The organism is Amycolatopsis samaneae (genome assembly GCF_039541975.1).
GTDB lineage: Bacteria > Actinomycetota > Actinomycetes > Mycobacteriales > Pseudonocardiaceae > Amycolatopsis > Amycolatopsis samaneae.
Window position 1 is genome coordinate 148,131 of the sequence record NZ_BAABHG010000007.1, and the last position, 14,816, is coordinate 162,946.

The following is a 14,816-nucleotide window of genomic DNA, read 5'->3' on the forward strand; positions in this document are numbered from 1 at the left end:
GGCCCGGGCACGCGGACGTGCCCGGGCCGATGCTCGCGAAAACGCGGGAGTCGTCCGTACGGTCAGCCTTCGTCGTCGAGTGACGGCGCGCCGGGGGCCACCGGCGCCGCGGCGGGCTGCCGCTTGACCGCGGTCAGCAGCAGCTGCGCGACGTCGAGGATTTCGACCTTGTCGGAGGCCTGCCCGTCGCTCTGCCGCGCGGTGAGCCCGTCGTTGAGCATCACCTTGCAGAACGGGCAGCCGGTCGCGATCTTCGACGGCGCGGTGCCGAGCGCCTCGTCGACGCGCTCGACGTTGATCCGCTTGCCGATCTTCTCCTCCATCCACATGCGCGCGCCGCCGGCGCCACAGCACATCGCCCGGTCGGCGTGCCGCGGCATCTCGCGCAGCGTCGCGCCGGTCGCGCCGACGAGCTCGCGCGGTGCCTCGTAGACCTTGTTGTGGCGGCCCAGGTAGCACGGGTCGTGGTAGGTGACGTCCTCGGCGACCGGCGCCACCGGCACCAGCTGCTTCTCGCGCACCAGCCGGTTCAGCAGCTGCGTGTGGTGCACGACGTCGAACTGGCCGCCGAGCTCCGGGTACTCGTTCGCGAGGGTGTTGAAGCAGTGCGCGCAGGTCACGACGACCTTGCGGGCCTTGCGTTCGCGGCCCTCGAACACCGAGTTGAGCACCTCGACGTTCTGCTGGGCGAGCATCTGGAACAGGAACTCGTTGCCCGCGCGGCGGGCCGGGTCGCCGGTGCAGCTCTCCTCCGAGCCGAGCACGGTGTACTTGACGCCCGCGATGTGCAGCAGTTCGGCCACCGCGCGGGTGGTCTTCTTCGCCCGGTCCTCGAACGCGCCGGCGCAGCCGACCCAGAACAGGTACTCGGCGTCGCCGAGGTCGCCGTCGAAGACCGGGACCTCGAAGTCGAGGTCCTCCGTCCACTGCAGACGGTCCTTCGCGTTCTGGCCCCACGGGTTGCCCTTGTTCTCCAGGTTCTTGAACATGCCGTTCAGCTCGCTGGGGAACGAGGACTCGATCATGACCTGGTAGCGGCGCATGTCGACGATGTGGTCGACGTGCTCGATGTCCACCGGGCACTGTTCGACGCAGGCGCCGCACGAGGTGCAGGACCACAGGACGTCGGGATCGATGACGCCGCCGTCATCGCCGACCAGTGCCTTCTGCGACTCGGCGATCGCGAGGACGTCGATGCCCGCGTACATGTCGTCGCCGGACAGTCCGACCTCGTCGCCCGCCATGTCGCGCTTGCCGCCCGCGAGCAGGTACGGCGCCTTCGCGTAGGCGTGGTCCCGCAGCTGGGTGATGACCAGCTTCGGCGACAGCGGCTTCCCGGTGTTCCACGCGGGGCACTGCGATTGACAGCGGCCGCATTCGGTGCAGGTAGAGAAGTCGAGCCAGCCCTTCCAGCTGAAGTCCTCGACCTTGCCGACGCCGAAGGTGTCCTCGTCCGGGTCGGCCTCTTCGAGGTCGAGCACCTTGCCCTTGCTCATCATCGGCTTGAGGGCGCCCAGCGCGACGTCGCCGTCGGCCTCGCGCTTGAAGTAGATGTTGAAGAAGGCGCTGAACCGGTGCCAGGCGATGCCCATGGTCATCGTGCGCGAGATGACGATCAGCCAGATCGTGGCGCTCATCAGTTTGACGAACGCGAACACCGACACCAGGTTCGGGCTGGCGGGCAGCAGGTCGCCGATCGGGTTCGAGACGAACGCGGCCCAGGTCGGCGTCTCGTGGGCGCCGAGCGCGGCCTTCGCGGCGCGGACACCGATGATGCCGACGCCCTCGATGAGCACGACGGCCTCGATGAAGTAGGCCCACTTGAAGTTCGAACCGGCGAACCGCGACTGGCGGTCGGCGCGGCGCGGGTGGTTGCGCTGCCGCACCACGATCAGCACCAGGATGCCGACGATGGTCCCGACCCCGAGCAGCTCCATGAGCAGCTGGAACGGCGGGAAGTCGTCGAGGATCGGCCAGCCCCAGTGCGGGACGAAGACCTCGCCGTACGCCTCGAACAGCGCGAGCGAGCCGATCAGGAAGCCCCACATGACCAGCCAGTGCCACGGGCCGACACTGCGGACCTTGTTCATCCGCGTGTGCGCGGCGAACTCCTTGATCATGGTCTTCATGCGCGGCAGGAACGGCCCGTTCCGGGTGGAGTCGGGCTGCCCGAGCCGGATCACCCGCACGAAGCGGGCGATGGTCGCGAAGAACATTCCCCAGGCGACGATGCCGAGCAGGACCGAGAGTCCGCCGAGCGTCAGCTGTACAGCGCCCATCGTCGGGTGCCTTTCTCGTCCGGTGTGGTGGTGCAGCGCCGCGGTGTCCGGTGATCGCCGCGGTGCCGATGGTGCAGCAGACTAGTGGTGCTTACTGATGAGTAACCGGTGAGTGGCGCCTAAGTCCCACCGATGTGGTGTACGCCTCGCTGGTAATTGGGACTATCGTTCAGGTAGTTTTTGTGTCGTGGTTGCGTACCTGCTGCTCGCTCTGGCCATCGGCGCCGAGGTCACCGCGACGATCTCGCTGAAGCTTTCCGAAGGGTTTTCCAAGGTCGGGCCGTCGATTCTGGTCGTGCTCGGGTACGTCGTGGCGTTCGTCGCGCTGTCACAGGTGCTCAAGGCAGGATTGCCGATCGGGGTCGCATACGCGATCTGGGCCGCGGCCGGGGTGGCGCTGGTGGCGATCATCGGCGTGGTGTTCCTCAAGGAGCCGGTCAACGCGGCGATGATCGCCGGACTGGCGCTGGTGATCGGCGGTGTCGTGCTGATCGAGGTCGGGAGCGTGCGATGAAGCTTCAGGTCGACGGGCGGAAGGCGCGCGGGGACAAGCGGCGCGCGGAGATCATCGCCGCCGTGCTGCGGGTGATCGAGCGCGACGGCGTCGCCGGGGTCACGCACCGGACGGTCGCGGCGGAGGCGGGCATCCCGACGGCGTCGACCACCTATCACTTCTCCAGCCTCGACGATCTGCTCGTCGCGACGTTGATCTCCTGCGCGCGCGACATGGCGACCGAGGTCTACTGGATGATCGACCGCGCCCGCTCGCGCGGCAGCCGGGGCGCGGAGGAGGTCGCCGGGCTGCTGGCCGAGGCGCTCGGGCCGCAGCGCGGCCGGACCATGGCGGAGTACGAGCTCTACCTGCTCGCCGCGCGGAAACCCGAGCTGCGGCCCGCCGCGCGGCGCTGGCTCGACGTGCTGACCTCGATGGTCCGGCATGACGACGAGGTCGCGTTCCGGGTGTTCCTCGCCGGGATCGACGGGCTGCTCATCCAGGGCCTCATCGACGACGAGCCGCCCTCGGCGGAGGAACTGCGGCCGGTGGTGGACTACCTGCTCAAGCCGGCCTAAATGGCTGGGCCCGGCGCGGGACGCTGGGCTACTTTGCCGCCATGCGGACAGTGGGTGTCTACGAACTGGACGACGACCTCGCGCGGGTCGACCTCGACGTCGTGTGGAAGTTCCTGTCCACCGAGGCGTACTGGGCCCGGTGGCGGACCAGGGAGCAGGTCGAGGAGCAGGTGCGGACCGCGTGGCGGGTCGTCGGCGCGTACGAGACGGCGGGCGGGCGTCAGGTCGGCTTCGCGCGGGCGTTTTCCGACGGTGTCGCGATGGCCTACCTCGCGGACGTGTTCGTCGTCGCGGACGCGCGGGGAACCGGCCTCGGCAAGGAACTGGTCCGGGAGATGATCGACAACGGTCCCGGCGCGAACTTCCGCTGGATGCTGCACACCTCCGACGCGCACGAGCTGTACCGGCGGTACGGCTTCACCGAGCACACCGCGGGCCGCTACCTGGAGCGCGAAGCCGTCCGCGAGTAGCCGGGCGTCACCCGAAGGTCCGTGGGGGCCTCCTTGAGGGACCTGGAGTCCCTCGGGGAGGCCCCCACGTCGTTAACCGGTCGACAGCACATCCCCATTTACCTATAGTGCTAGGTAGATAGATAAATGGAGGAACTGATGATCGAGTTCCATCTCGACGGTGGATCCCGCCTCTCGCCCTACCAGCAGCTGGTCCAGCAGGTGCGGCACGCGTTGCGGCTGGGGCTGCTCAGCGAGGGCGACCAGCTGCCGAAGGTCAAGGACGTCGTGGCCCAGCTGGCCATCAACCCGAACACCGTGCTCAAGGCCTACCGGGAGCTGGAGCACGACGGGCTCGTCGGGGCCCGCCCCGGTGTCGGCACGTTCGTGACGGCGACGCTCACCGGGCCGCCCCCCGCCGTGCTCGGCGCGCTGCGCCAGGACCTGCTGAAGTGGCTCGTGAAGGCGCGTCTGTCCGGTCTCGACAGCGAAGGCATCGAGGCGTTGTTCGCGACAACGGTTCGCGCCGCGTCGAGGAAGGACACCGCGTGACCGCGGCTCTGGGGGCCAGGGCGCTGGGCAAGCGATACGGCCGGAACTGGGCGCTGACCGGCTGCACGCTGGACATCCCCGCCGGGCACGTCGTCGGACTGGTCGGCCCGAACGGCGCCGGGAAGTCGACGCTGCTGAACCTCGCGGCCGGGATGCTGACGCCGACGACCGGCACCATCGAGGTGTGCGGCGGCACGCCCGGCAGCGGGCGGGCGCAGCTGGCGAAGGTCGCCTTCGTCGCCCAGGAAACGCCCGTCTACCCCGGACTGACCGTCGCCGAGCACCTGCGGCTCGGCGCCCGGCTCAATCCGGGCTGGGACGACGCGCTCGCCCGCGACCGGGTCGCCGGGCTGGGGCTCGACCCTCGTCGGCGCGCCGGGAAGCTCTCCGGCGGGCAGCGGGCCCAGCTCGCGCTCACCATGGCCATCGCGAAGCGGCCCGAGCTGCTCCTGCTCGACGAGCCGGTGGCCGCGCTCGACCCGCTCGCCCGGCGCGAGTTCCTGGCCGACCTCATGGAGATCGTCGCCGAGCACGGGGTCAGCGTCGTGCTGTCCTCGCACCTGGTGGCCGACCTCGAACGCGTCTGCGATCACCTGGTGGTCCTGGTCGCCGGAGAGGTGCGGCTCGACGGCGAGGTCGACGAGATCCTGGCGACACACCACCGGCTGACCGGGCCGCGCCGCGAGGTGTCCACGCTGCCCGCCCACCAGCACGTCGTCTCCGCGAGCCACACCGACCGGCAGACGACGGTGCTCGTCCGTACCGAGGCGCCGATTCTCGATCCACAGTGGACGGTCGGCGACCTCGACCTGGAGGACCTCGTGCTCGCCTACCTGAGCGGCGCCGCCGAACCCGGTCGCCGTCCGGCACTGGAGGTGCTCCGATGATCTGGTTGACCTGGCGCCAGTTCCGCCTTCAGGCGCTGGCGGTGTACGGACTGCTCGGTGTCCTGGCCGTGGTTCTCGTGCTCGCCGGAAAGCCGGTTCCCGGCGACGTGCCGCTCACCTCCACCGACGATCTGCTGTACCGCGGCGGGTTCGTCGTGATGTACGTGCTCCCCACGGTCATCGGCGTCTTCTGGGGCGCGCCGCTGGTCGCGCGCGAGCTGGAGGCGGGCACACATCGCCTGGCGTGGAACCAGACCGTGACCCGGACGCGGTGGCTGGGCACGAAACTCGCGGCCGGGGTGCTCGCCGCGGCGCTCGCGGCCGGGGTGCTCAGCCTCGCGATCACCTGGTGGTCGGGTTCGGTCGACAGCGCTGTCACCGGCTCGGGCACCTTCTCGGTGCGCCTGTCGCCGGTCGTCTTCGGTGCTCGCGGTGTCGCGCCCGTCGGTTATGCCGTGTTCGCCTTCGTGCTCGGTGTGGTGCTGGGCATCCTGCTGCGCCGGACCGTGGTGGCGATGGCCGCCACGCTCGCGGTCTTCGCCGCGGTACAACTCGCCGTGCCGTTCGTGGCGCGGCCGTACGTCCTGCCCGCGACCGAGGAAACCGTGGTGATCACCGCGTCGAACCTCGGGCGGATGGGCCTGACCGACAAGGGCGAGTTCGAGCTGCTGACGGTGACCGGCCCGGCGGGCGCGTGGATGTTGTCCAACGAGACCGTCGACGGTGCCGGACAGGTGGTCAAGCCGCCGTCGTGGCTGGCGGAGTGCGTCCCACCGCCAGGGCGGTCGGCACATCGTCCGATGCCCGCGCGGGAGTGCTTCGCCAAGCTCGCCGGAGACGGCTACCGGCAACGGATCGTCTACCAGCCCGCCGATCGGTTCTGGCCGCTGCAAGGCATGGAGACGGCGGTCCATCTAACGCTCGCCGCCCTGCTGGCCGCGCTCGGTCTCCGCTGGGTTCGTACCCGTCTTTCCTGATCGGACAAGGGGAATTCCATGAAGAAAGCGCTTCACGGATTGGCGGTCGTCGCTGCCATGCTCCCGCTCGCGGCAGGCGTCACGCCCGCCGCCGCGGACACCACGGCGGCACTGCCCGCGCCGACCGGCCGGGCACCGGTGGGGACGACGTCGCTGTACCTCAAGGACACCGCCCGCCCCGATCCGTGGGCACCGGGGGTGAACGCGCGGGAACTGCTGGTTTCCCTGTGGTACCCGGCGAAATCGGCGACCGGACGGCACGCGCAGTACCTGACACCCGCCGAATCCGAACTCCTGCTCAAGGACGGCAAGATCACCACCCTGCCGCCGGACATCCTGAGCCGGACGAGGACCAACGCCTTCGCCGACGCCCCGGCGGCGGGGCGTCGGCACAGCCTGCCGCTCATCGTGCTTTCGCCGGGGTTCACCAAGCAACGCGGAACGCTGACCGCGCTGGCCGAGGACCTGGCGAGCCACGGCTACGTCGTCGCCGCGATCGACCACACCTACGAGAACGTCGGACAGTCCTTTCCGGACGGTCGGGTCACGACGTGTCTCGCCTGTGCGAATCCCCGGAACGACGAGTTCTGGCGGAAGGTGGTGCGGGGCCGGGCCGCGGACGTCTCGTTCGTGCTGGACGAGCTGACCGGGCACCGGCCGAAGTGGCGGGGCGCCGAGCTGATCGATCCGGCCAGGATCGCGATGGCGGGGCATTCCGTCGGCGGCGCGAGCACCATTCCCGCGATGCTGGCGGATGCGCGGATCCGCGCCGGGATCGACATCGACGGGACGACGCAGGACCCGATCCCGGACACCACCACGCTGGCCCGGCCGTTCCTGTTCCTCGGTAAGCCGGTGACCTACACGCCGGGCAGCGGGCGTCCCGAGGCGCTCAGCTGGGAGCACGACTGGAAGCACCTGACCGGGTGGAAACGCTGGCTGCTGGTGGACGGTGTCGTCCACCAGTCGTTCACCGATCTCGTCCTGCTGGGCGACCAGCTCGGCCTCGACTTCGGCGCGGAGCAGCCCGGGGCTCGCACGATGGACCTCACCCGCGCCTATGTACTGGCGTTCTTCGACCAGCACCTCCGGCAGCGCCCGAATCCGCTGCTGGACCGGCCGTCGCCGCGTTATCCGGAGGTGCGTTTCTGCTCCGTGGAGCCACCTTCCTGCACGTGACCTGTGGCGTGGCGCACGTCGTGTCACATCGATCCGGCGAGGTCCGTCAGTGCGGTGGAACCGAATCCCACGGAGGAAGCCATGACCTCGACCATCTTGATCACCGGCGGTACCGGCACACTCGGCCGGCTGGTCGTCCCGCGGCTGCGCGCGGCGGGGCAGCGGGTACGGGTGCTGAGCCGGACCGAGCGGGAGGGACACGACGGCGTCGAGTACGTGACCGGCGACCTGGTGCGGGGCGAGGGTGTCGAAGCCGCGGTGGCGGACGCGCCGATCGTCCTGCACCTCGCCGGCGGGCCGAAGGGGGACGACGTCGCGACCCGGAGCCTGGCGCGTGCCGCGGCCGCCGCCGGGGCGCGGCACCTGGTTTACATCTCGGTGATCGGCGCGGACCGGGTGCCGCTGGCGTGGATGCGCTCGAAGCTCGCCGCCGAGCAGGCGGTGGCGGAGTCGGGCGTGCCGTGGACGACGTTGCGGGCCGCGCAGTTCCACGATCTGGCACTGACCATGGTGCGCGGGCTGGTCAAGCTGCCGGTGGTGCCGAAGCCGGGCGGGCTGCGGTTGCAGCCGGTCGACGCGCGTGACGTCGCGGAGCGGTTGGTGGAGCTGGTGCTCGGCGAACCGGCCGGGCTGGTGCCCGACCTCGCCGGGCCGCGGGTCTACGGCATGGACGAACTGGTGCGCGGCTATCTGACGGCGACTGGGAAGCGCCGGTTGGCGCTGCCGGTGCGAATCCCGGGAAAGGCCGGCCGTGCCTACCGCGCGGGCGACAACCTGACCCTCGAAGGTGCCGCGCTGGGCCGGGGAACCTGGGAGGAGTTCCTGGCGCGTACCGTCCGCGCGGCGGGCGCCGCGACCAGCGGCGCGCCCGCGGCGTCGAGCTGACGCGCGGCGGTACGGCCCGTCGGCGAGGTCCGGTCTCCCGCGGACGGGCCGCTGCCACGATTTACCCCGGTGCTTCGCAGTGAAGATCCGGATTTCGTTACACTGGATCGCAGTATTTCCTCAATTGTTTCCAAAAGCCCTTGTGAGTGGTATCTGTCCTGGATTTGTCAACTCTTTGTCATTTCGCGGCCAGCCGAATGGTGGTTTTGATCGCGATTATCATCCCGTAGTCTGGCGCCGGAACCATCTACGCGATGGGAGTGCCATGACCAGTCCACCCCTCTGCCAGGGGGCCGACTTCTGCCAGGAACTGTCCGGCTCCGGCGATACGTCGTTTGCCAGGGTGTACGGCGGTGATCCACCGGACAGGCGGATTGTGTCGTTTCGCGGGTTCGAGCTCGTCGCCGACATGTCGCCGTTGGCGGTCGGCCATCTGTTGCTGCTCCCGAGAAAGCATCACCTGTCGTTCGCGAGGGTCATCGCCGAAGGCGATACCGAACTCAGGTGTCTACTCGATTGGGTGACATCCCGGTACACCGACGCGTTCTCGGCTCCGCTGGTCCTGGAGCACGGCTCCACCGAAGAAGCCGGCCAGCAGGCGTGTATCACCCATGCGCATTGGCATCTGCTCCCGGTGTCGGGGGACGCGGTCGACGCCTTGCTCGAACGGGACGGCCTCGCCTACTACGACATCGATGACCTCGGTGAGCTGGGCACCGAGCCGTGGACCCGGGTTTCCTACTACTTCCGCCTTTATCGCGGGCGGGGCCGGATCTACCTCCCGGCTGGACGGCATCAACGGCAGTATCTGCGTTCGGTGGTGGGTGCGGTCTTGTCGATCGCGGATCCCGAATGGGATTACGCGGTGGTCATCCGGAAGGAGTACCTGCGTTCGACGGTGCGCAGGACGGCGAACTGGACCATGCATTGAGCACCAGCACGGCCGATGTGGGAACAAGGGGAACAGATGTCAGGGGAAGAACGCTATTCCGACGAGCCGACCCGGTTGGCCGAACTGGTCAAGGTCATGTTCGGTGACCAGGCTCTGGCCTATCGCAGCCGAGAGGCGACGCCGTCCGGACGCGTGCGGCTGCTCGTGGGCGCGGATTCCCAGGACGACTGCGCCGTTTTCGGTTTCTCCGGCGAGCAGCAGCTCGTCATCGGGTCGGACTACGTACGTGGCCCGAAGTTCCGGCTGTACGAGTACGGGTTGCTCGGCGAATACGATCTCGGCTACTACCTGGTGGCCGCGAATGTCAGCGACGTGGCGGCCATGGGCGCGCAGCCCATCGGACTGCTGTCGGTCGTGCGCTACCCGCCGGAGATGAGCGACTCGGTGTTCCGGCAGGTCATGCAGGGAATTCGGGACGCGTGTGAAGCGTTCGGCGCGCCGAACGTCGGCGGCGACATCGGTGGCGCGGAACGATTGATCCTGTCCGCGACCGCGTTGGGTGTCTGCCGCCCCGGTGGCGCGTTGCTGCGCAGCGGGGCCAAGACGGGCGATCTGGTCTGCCTCACGGCGCCGACCGGAATGGCGGGCGCCGCGGCTGCCTATTTCCGTTCTCCGCGAGTTTGTGCCGATATCGAACAAAACTACCGCGAGGAGCTTCTGTCCAGCTGGACCCGGCCGCTGGCGCGCACCACCGAGGGCGTCGTTCTCGGCAACAGCGGCGTGGTCACCAGTTGTCAGGACACCTCCGACGGACTCAAGGCAACGCTGGAGTCGATCGCGTTTTCCAGCGGTGTCGGCATGACGGTGTTCGAACGGGAGCTGCGTATCCCGGAGGCGGTCCGGAAGGTCTGCGAATATTTGAATCTTGAACCACTGCCGGTGATCATGGGGGATTCGGTCGACTTCGAGCTCGTCTTCACAGTGTCCCCGGTGGATTGCGACCGCCTTCGCGGAGAGTTCGAACGGGCGGGAATCGACTTTCACTCCATCGGCGTAGTGGTTGACGGCGGTGAGGTCGTTTTCGAGGCCAGTTCCGGAAAACTGAGTCCATTGCCGGGGAAGGCGTGGCGGCACACGCCGGAATCGCCGCCGCATCATTGATCAACATCAAGGAAAGTCGCCGAGGAGGCGTTTACTTGCCCTGCGGGCTCGGCTAGCTTGTCGCCATGAAGCTGGGCACGGCGAAGGTACTGGACCGTTCGGTGCTGCTGCTGGCCACTCTCGGTCTCGCTGGAAACGCTTACCATGTGCCCTCCGCCGGCACCTGGTCCGCGATTCTGGGTGGTCGCCCTTACCTGCTGCTCGTGCTGCTGGTGATCGTGGGTGTGTTCGGCGCCTTCATGCCGTTCGAAAGCTGGTATCGACGTTCTCTGCTGAATCGGAGCGTCACGATACGGCGCCGGATATTGTCCAGCTTCGGGCGCGTTCTCGAAATCGGGAACCAGGTCGATCCACCGCTCGATACCGGAGACTTGGCGTTGCACGTGTGGCGGCGGACGCGGGGAATTCGGCATCCGTTCGGCGGAAAACTGACCAGGGTGGCCACCTATCGGATGGCGACCTTTCCGATGAACCGGTCCTTCTCGCCTGCCAAAGGGGTCGGTGTGGTCGGGATGTGCTGGGAGCGGGATCGCGAGATCCGGTTCGACGCGGCGGACGCGGCGGAGAAGATCCAGTCCGAAGAGGACTATGACCGATACGTCGCCGAGCACGGTGCCGAGGCGGTGATGCACCTGACGTGGCGGCAGTTCGATCACGTCAAGCACCGGACGGCGTTGTTCGCGGTACCGATCAGGGACGGACGGAACCGCTTCGTCGGCTGCGTGAGTGTCGACGCGAGTCATGGCTACAAGTACCTCAACAGGCGCGAGCTGTTTGAAGAGATGAGCAATCTCGGCCTGGCGATCGGACAGGACGAGTTCCAGTGTGCGTGACGGTGTGTTCATGGATCCGATAGCCGCCACCATGCGGGCGGTGTACGACCGAGGTGCCTCGAGCTACGCCGCGGCCACCGATGATATCGGCCTCTTCCCTGGCTTCGAAGACGAGTTGGCCCGGTTTTCGCGGCGACTGGCATCGGGCGGGTCGCTGCTCGACCTCGGCTGCGGGACGGGAAGGGACGTCGACTGGTTTGCCGCACAGGGGTTTCGTGTCGTGGCGGGGGATCTCAGCTACCGGATGCTGGAGCTCGTCGCCGGACGGACCGGCGAGGCACTCGGCGTTCAGCTGGAGATGACCGAGTTGCCGTTCGGGGGCAGTAGCTTCGCGGGCGCGTGGGTGTGCGCGAGCATGGTGCACCTGCCCGGCTGCCTGCTGGGGCAGGCACTGCACGAGCTGTACCGGGTGCTGTGTCCTGGCGGGGCGGTCGCGATCAGCATGAAGGAGGGCCGGGGTGAGGGGTGGTCCGCGGGCAAGCAGCTGACCGAGAAGCGGTGGTTCACCCATGTCTGCCGCGACGAGTTCGCCGGGTTGCTGCGCGCGGCGGGATTCGCCGAGGTCGGGACACATCCGTGCCCCCGCCCTCCGTGGTTCGTCGCGGAGGCGGTCAAGCCCGCCCGGGGGAACTCCAGGAGTCCGGATCGCAGTTCGGCAGTATCCGCCTGACGCCACCACGTGGGTCGGTCACGTCTCCGGTGTAACGCGGAATGAGATGGATGTGCAGGTGATCGACCGTCCGCCCGGCGGCGCGGCCGTCGTTGACGCCGATCGTGTAGCCGTTCGGCTGGTATTTCTCTTCGAGCCGGGATTTCACCACGCTCATCAAGCCGTACATCTCTTTGAGATCATCGGGGTTCAGGTCGAAGAACGAGAGCATGTGCTTCTTGGGAGCTATTTCGACGTGCCCCTTCGCCGCCGGGTAGTTGTCCCATCGGGCATAGAAATGAGCGGTCTCCTCGAGCACTCTGTTGAGGGACCTGTCGGTGAACTGGCAGAACAGGCATCCCTCCTCCTGATCGGAGGGGTGTTCGGCAGGGTCGATGGCGACCGCCTGGTTCATCAAGCACCTCGACTCGCATGTAGTTACCGGCCAGTTACACATCGTGCAAACCTTCGTCTGCTGCTCGATCTCACCTCTGATTCCACTGGCCGGCTCATCGGGTGACGACCGTCAACATAGCGCCGATCGGTCGAAACATCATAGAACGCGGCTCGTTCGAGTGAGGTGGTGAAAGGGTTCACGGGGGATGGCACACGAGAGCCGCCTCGCCCGTCGCTCGGGAAGCGATGATCATGGAACCGTCAGCCCCACGTCCCGGCACCGGTGGGACATGCGATCCACCACCTGGTCCACGGTCAGCGTGGTGGTGTCGATGAGGATGGCGTCGGGAGCCTGTCGCAACGGTGAAGCGGCACGCGTCAGGTCGGCCTGATCCCGGCGCAGGACGTCGGCCAGCACTTCCTGATATGTCCCCGATTCCTCCTGCGCCACCCGGCGCGCCGCCCGTGTCTCCACGCTGGCCGTCAGATAGAACTTCAGCGCGGCCGAGGGGAAAACCACGGTGCCGATATCACGGCCTTCGACGATGCTTCGCCGGTTGCCCGCCGCCCAGGCGCGGAGGGTATTGGTGACCCTTGTCCGGAGTTCGGCGATTTTCGCGACCGCGCTGACGACACGGCCGACTTCGGTGGTGCGCAGTTCACCCGAGGTGTACCGATTCAGGCCCAGTAGTTCCGCCCGGCTCCGCCCGCCCACCGCGGCGCAGAGCGCGAGCATGGCCGCCTGGTCGGTGGGATTGATGTTGTTACGTAAGGCTTCGTAGGCCAGCACCCGGTAGGCGCGGCCGCTTTCGAGGTAGCTCATCCCGAAGGCACGCGCCAGGCGCAGGCTGGCCGTCGTCTTCCCCGCGGCCGCCGGCCCGTCGACGGCCACGACGGTTCCGTCGATCGATTCGAATGACATTCCCCAACTCCGGACCCAGGTATGGCGATAGTCGACAACAAAAGATCTGTGAAGACGTGCACAGTACACGAGAGGTCGTCGTTTCTTCTCGGGTATCGCCCACTGAGTGGCACAGTTGGATGGATAGTCGCCTTGATGCCTCTATCGTGTTATCAACGGGAGAAACAGGGTGACAATTTTGAATTACTGTGTAACAGCGAGGCTCACCCGGGCGTGGCGGCGCATGACGGTGAGGTAGACGGCGCCGGGGATGATCAGGCCGAGCAGCCACGAGATGTCGGCGCCGCCGAGGACGGGTGCCATCGGGCCGACGAAGATGCCCTCCACGTTCGAGAACGGGATCTGCACGGCGATCCCGATGACGTAGGCGATCAGCGCCGGCGCGGACCAGCGTCCGTAGCGACCGTTCGGGTCGTAGACGGCTTCGAGATCGTAGGCTTCCTTGCGTACCAGGTAGAAGTCGACGAGGTTGATCGAGCTCCACGGCGTCAGGAAGTACAGCAGGAAGTCCAGGAACAGGACGAAGTTCCCGAGGAACTCCCCGCGCCCGAGCACCGCGATGACGGCGCCGAGTACCCCGACGATCGCGATGTAGCCGACGCGCGCGCCCTGCGAAAGGACGGCACGGCGGCTGAAGGCGGTGAGCGTGGTCGCGACGGTCATGTAGCCGCCGTAGATGTTCAGCACGTTGACGGTGAACTTGCCCAGCGCGATCGCGAGCAGCAGCGGGATCAGCAGCGCCTCGCCGCCGAGACCGACGACGTAGGCGACCTCGTGCCCCTTGAAGGCTTTGCCCGCCACGGCGTAGGCCAGCGCGCCGAAGGACATCGCCCAGATCGCGCCGAGCACGGTGCCGCCGTAGGTCCACCAGAACGTCGCGCGCACGGACGTCGACGAGGGCAGGTAACGCGAGGTGTCCGCGACGTAGGGGCCGAAGGTCAGCTGCCAGGACGCGGTGAGTGACAGCGCGAGCAGGAACTTGGGGAAGTCGAGCGTCGGCATGGCGAGGACGGCGCCGAGGTCGTGCCCGCCGACGAGCCGGACGCTCAGGTACACGAACACGATCACCGAGAGCGCCGAGGCGATCCAGCCGAACCGGTGAATCAGCTTGTATCCGACGATCGCGATCAGCGCGGAGGCCGCCGCGTACACGCAGATCGCGACGTCGGTGGGCAGGTGGGTGATCTGCGCGACGGCCTGGCCGCCGAGCACGTTGCCGCTCGCGAAGTACCCGAGGTACATCACCACGACGAGCACGAGCGGCAGCACGGCGCCGTACACGCCGAACTGCGCCCGCGACTGGATCATCTGCGGGATACCGAGTTTCGGGCCCTGCGCGGCGTGCAGCGCCATCGGGACGCCGCCGAGCGCGTTGCCCGCCACGACGGCGACGATCGCCCACAGCGGGTGGACGCCGACCAGCACGGTGAGCGCGCCGGTGACGGCGGACGTGATCTGCATGTTCGCCGCGAACCACAGTGTGAACAGGCTGCGCGGATGCCCGTGCCGCTCGCTCGCGGGGATCGGGTCGATCGAGCGTTGTTCCAGCGCCGCTGCCGCCATCGGACCTCCAGCCGTTCGTGCCTGGAGTCATTAAGGGCAGCGGAGGTGGCGCGGCCTAGCCCCGGTCGGCCGAATCTGTCTGGTCGGCCAGACGGCCGGGAGACGCACCGCACCCGGTGCG

The 14,816-nt window shown here is 67.8% G+C and carries 16 protein-coding genes; 12 read left to right on the forward strand and 4 right to left on the reverse strand.

The window, feature by feature from the left end; genetic code table 11:
* Positions 1 to 62: 62 nt before the first annotated feature.
* Positions 63 to 2,279: a (Fe-S)-binding protein gene (locus ABD987_RS19675; protein WP_345395213.1), complete on the reverse strand. Its 2,217-nt coding sequence runs from the start codon at positions 2,277 to 2,279 to the stop codon at positions 63 to 65.
* Between the two features lie 187 nt (positions 2,280 to 2,466).
* Between ABD987_RS19675 and ABD987_RS19680 the strand changes: the two genes are divergently transcribed.
* From ABD987_RS19680 to ABD987_RS19735, 12 genes are all read left to right on the forward strand, one after another.
* On the forward strand, positions 2,467 to 2,793 hold the full coding sequence (locus ABD987_RS19680) for a DMT family transporter (RefSeq protein WP_345395216.1): 327 nt from the start codon (positions 2,467 to 2,469) through the stop codon (positions 2,791 to 2,793).
* A complete protein-coding gene (locus ABD987_RS19685; RefSeq protein WP_345395219.1) occupies positions 2,790 to 3,350 on the forward strand; it encodes a TetR/AcrR family transcriptional regulator in 561 nt (186 codons plus the stop codon). Before ABD987_RS19680 ends, ABD987_RS19685 begins: the two co-directional genes overlap by 4 nt.
* Before the next feature lie 41 nt (positions 3,351 to 3,391).
* Positions 3,392 to 3,820, forward strand: coding sequence for a GNAT family N-acetyltransferase (locus ABD987_RS19690; protein WP_345395222.1), 429 nt, complete (start codon positions 3,392 to 3,394; stop codon positions 3,818 to 3,820).
* A 138-nt stretch (positions 3,821 to 3,958) separates the two neighbouring features.
* On the forward strand, positions 3,959 to 4,351 hold the full coding sequence (locus ABD987_RS19695; RefSeq protein WP_345395225.1) for a GntR family transcriptional regulator: 393 nt from the start codon (positions 3,959 to 3,961) through the stop codon (positions 4,349 to 4,351).
* Positions 4,348 to 5,238 (forward strand): ABC transporter ATP-binding protein, encoded by an 891-nt coding sequence (locus ABD987_RS19700; RefSeq protein ID WP_345395228.1) that lies wholly within the window; start codon positions 4,348 to 4,350, stop codon positions 5,236 to 5,238. The genes ABD987_RS19695 and ABD987_RS19700 overlap by 4 nt, the downstream gene beginning before the upstream one ends.
* Complete coding sequence (locus ABD987_RS19705) at positions 5,235 to 6,215, forward strand: transporter (RefSeq protein WP_345395231.1); 981 nt, start codon at positions 5,235 to 5,237, stop codon at positions 6,213 to 6,215. The genes ABD987_RS19700 and ABD987_RS19705 overlap by 4 nt, the downstream gene beginning before the upstream one ends.
* An 18-nt stretch (positions 6,216 to 6,233) precedes the next feature.
* Positions 6,234 to 7,394, forward strand: coding sequence for an alpha/beta hydrolase family protein (locus ABD987_RS19710; RefSeq protein WP_345395234.1), 1,161 nt, complete (start codon positions 6,234 to 6,236; stop codon positions 7,392 to 7,394).
* An 81-nt stretch (positions 7,395 to 7,475) separates the two neighbouring features.
* Positions 7,476 to 8,279 carry an SDR family oxidoreductase gene (locus tag ABD987_RS19715; RefSeq protein ID WP_345395237.1) on the forward strand — a complete coding sequence of 268 codons (804 nt, stop codon included), beginning with the start codon at positions 7,476 to 7,478 and terminating at the stop codon, positions 8,277 to 8,279.
* Between the two features lie 265 nt (positions 8,280 to 8,544).
* Positions 8,545 to 9,210, forward strand: a complete 666-nt coding sequence (locus ABD987_RS19720) for an HIT family protein (protein WP_345395240.1) — start codon at positions 8,545 to 8,547, stop codon at positions 9,208 to 9,210.
* A gap of 36 nt (positions 9,211 to 9,246) precedes the next feature.
* Positions 9,247 to 10,332: a thiamine-phosphate kinase gene (gene thiL / locus ABD987_RS19725; protein WP_345395243.1), complete on the forward strand. Its 1,086-nt coding sequence runs from the start codon at positions 9,247 to 9,249 to the stop codon at positions 10,330 to 10,332.
* Positions 10,333 to 10,397: 65 nt separating this feature from the next.
* A complete protein-coding gene (locus ABD987_RS19730; protein ID WP_345395246.1) occupies positions 10,398 to 11,165 on the forward strand; it encodes a hypothetical protein in 768 nt (255 codons plus the stop codon).
* A gap of 10 nt (positions 11,166 to 11,175) precedes the next feature.
* A complete protein-coding gene (locus ABD987_RS19735; protein WP_345395249.1) occupies positions 11,176 to 11,835 on the forward strand; it encodes a class I SAM-dependent DNA methyltransferase in 660 nt (219 codons plus the stop codon).
* Here the strand turns inward: ABD987_RS19735 and ABD987_RS19740 are convergent.
* The 3 genes from ABD987_RS19740 to ABD987_RS19750 all read right to left on the reverse strand — a co-directional run bounded on the left by ABD987_RS19740 (position 11,777) and on the right by ABD987_RS19750 (position 14,695).
* On the reverse strand, positions 11,777 to 12,229 hold the full coding sequence (locus ABD987_RS19740) for an HIT family protein (RefSeq protein WP_345395252.1): 453 nt from the start codon (positions 12,227 to 12,229) through the stop codon (positions 11,777 to 11,779). The two genes, ABD987_RS19735 and ABD987_RS19740, sit on opposite strands and share 59 nt — an antisense overlap.
* A gap of 231 nt (positions 12,230 to 12,460) precedes the next feature.
* Positions 12,461 to 13,102, reverse strand: coding sequence for a (d)CMP kinase (gene cmk, locus ABD987_RS19745; protein ID WP_345395255.1), 642 nt, complete (start codon positions 13,100 to 13,102; stop codon positions 12,461 to 12,463).
* Between the two features lie 213 nt (positions 13,103 to 13,315).
* Complete coding sequence (locus ABD987_RS19750) at positions 13,316 to 14,695, reverse strand: purine-cytosine permease family protein (protein ID WP_345395258.1); 1,380 nt, start codon at positions 14,693 to 14,695, stop codon at positions 13,316 to 13,318.
* Positions 14,696 to 14,816 lie beyond the last annotated feature (121 nt).

Excerpts from the sequence above, each read along its gene's own strand:
- ABD987_RS19675 (WP_345395213.1), bottom strand. The coding sequence starts at position 2,279 with ATGGGCGCTGTACAGCTGACGCTCGGCGGACTCTCGGTCCTGCTCGGC.
- ABD987_RS19685 (WP_345395219.1), top strand. The coding sequence starts at position 2,790 with ATGAAGCTTCAGGTCGACGGGCGGAAGGCGCGCGGGGACAAGCGGCGC.
- ABD987_RS19690 (WP_345395222.1), top strand. The coding sequence starts at position 3,392 with ATGCGGACAGTGGGTGTCTACGAACTGGACGACGACCTCGCGCGGGTC.
- ABD987_RS19695 (WP_345395225.1), top strand. The coding sequence starts at position 3,959 with ATGATCGAGTTCCATCTCGACGGTGGATCCCGCCTCTCGCCCTACCAG.
- ABD987_RS19705 (WP_345395231.1), top strand. The coding sequence starts at position 5,235 with ATGATCTGGTTGACCTGGCGCCAGTTCCGCCTTCAGGCGCTGGCGGTG.
- ABD987_RS19710 (WP_345395234.1), top strand. The coding sequence starts at position 6,234 with ATGAAGAAAGCGCTTCACGGATTGGCGGTCGTCGCTGCCATGCTCCCG.
- ABD987_RS19715 (WP_345395237.1), top strand. The coding sequence starts at position 7,476 with ATGACCTCGACCATCTTGATCACCGGCGGTACCGGCACACTCGGCCGG.
- ABD987_RS19720 (WP_345395240.1), top strand. The coding sequence starts at position 8,545 with ATGACCAGTCCACCCCTCTGCCAGGGGGCCGACTTCTGCCAGGAACTG.
- thiL (WP_345395243.1), top strand. The coding sequence starts at position 9,247 with ATGTCAGGGGAAGAACGCTATTCCGACGAGCCGACCCGGTTGGCCGAA.
- ABD987_RS19730 (WP_345395246.1), top strand. The coding sequence starts at position 10,398 with ATGAAGCTGGGCACGGCGAAGGTACTGGACCGTTCGGTGCTGCTGCTG.
- ABD987_RS19735 (WP_345395249.1), top strand. The coding sequence starts at position 11,176 with ATGGATCCGATAGCCGCCACCATGCGGGCGGTGTACGACCGAGGTGCC.
- ABD987_RS19740 (WP_345395252.1), bottom strand. The coding sequence starts at position 12,229 with ATGAACCAGGCGGTCGCCATCGACCCTGCCGAACACCCCTCCGATCAG.
- ABD987_RS19750 (WP_345395258.1), bottom strand. The coding sequence starts at position 14,695 with ATGGCGGCAGCGGCGCTGGAACAACGCTCGATCGACCCGATCCCCGCG.